General features: G+C 67.7%; 1 protein-coding gene. It reads right to left on the reverse strand.

Translation table 11 applies throughout. From position 1 onward, the window contains the following. Positions 1 to 12: 12 nt before the first annotated feature. Positions 13 to 1098, reverse strand: coding sequence for an IS110 family transposase (locus EV649_RS40665; protein ID WP_198682975.1), 1086 nt, complete (start codon positions 1096 to 1098; stop codon positions 13 to 15). Positions 1099 to 1310: the final 212 nt, after the last annotated feature.

Raw genomic sequence — 1310 nt, forward strand, 5'->3', positions numbered from 1 at the left:
GTTTCTCCTATGTCAAGCCGCGGCTGCGAGGGTGGTTCTCGCGGTGGGTTGGTCGGTAGTGAGGTGGTTGAAGACGATGCGGGCGAGGCGGCGTTTGAGGCAGCGCAGTGCTTCGGGGGTGGACATGCCTTCGGTCTTCTTCTTGTCGTAGTAGGTCTTGCCCAGGCCGTCGAGGCGGATCTGGGTGACGGCGATGCGGTGGATCGCGGCGTTGAGCTGCCGGTTGCCGGATCTGGTGAGCCGGACGCGGCCTTTGGTGTTACCCGACCAGACCGGGATCGGTGCGATCCCGGCGTGCCGGGCGAAGGCAGCCTCGGACTTGAACCGGGACACGCCGGCGGCTTCTCCGACGATCTTCGCGGCGGTCAGTGCACCGACGCCGGGCATGGCCAGCAAAGTGGGCGCGACAGCGGCTGCGAGGGTTCCGATGCGCTTGGCATAGGCGTTGATCTTGGCGGTGTAGTCGATGACCTCGGTGAGTTCTTCGCGGGCCAGCTCGGCCACGATCCCCGGTGTGCCGGCCAGCCGGTCCGCGAGGATCTGCTGGTGCTTGGCCAGGTCCAGCGACCGGGCCTTGGGCGCCCAGGCCGGGTCGAGCTCGTGGACTCGCCACAGCAACTGGTTGATCGTCGCGGTGCGTCGTTTCACCAGGTCATCACGCCTGTCGACCAGCAGCTTCAGCTCCCGCGAGGTCTCGTCGTGGGTCGCGACCGGCAGACCAGGCTCACGCAGCGCGGCCCGGGCGACCGCGGCCGCGTCGATCGGGTCCGACTTCCCGCGGGTGCGGGCGATGCGGCGCTGCTCGGCCATCATCTTCGGCGGCACCCGCACCACCGACTGCCCAGCCGTGAGCAGGTCACGCTCCAGCCTGGTCGACAGATGACGGCAATCCTCGATCGCCCACACCACCTCCACCTGCTCGGCACCGAACCGCTCCCGCGCCCACCGGACCGCGGCCTGATGACCCGCCGTGATCGCGTCGAACGTCTTCGCGCCGAGCTCGCGGCCGACCTCGTCGACCGCGACGAACGTATGCGTCCGCTTGTGCACATCGGCCCCGACAACAACCCGTGACATCATGGTGATTGCCTCCTTCACTGGTCAGTGATCGGACGGTTGGGGCGGCCGGCGGACACATCTCAGTGGGGGCGTCGCCACGCTCCTATCAAGTCACGCCGGCCGGCTCCTTCACACCCACTGCCGGCAAAACGCATGCCCGTCAGCCCGAAGGCGACACCGAACGTAAGAGCCAGACAGCGGGTGCTCAGGATCCAACCACCGCGTGAGCGGCAGCATCACCCTGACACTGA

This window comes from Kribbella sp. VKM Ac-2569 (assembly GCF_004216905.1).
Taxonomy (GTDB): Bacteria; Actinomycetota; Actinomycetes; order Propionibacteriales; family Kribbellaceae; genus Kribbella.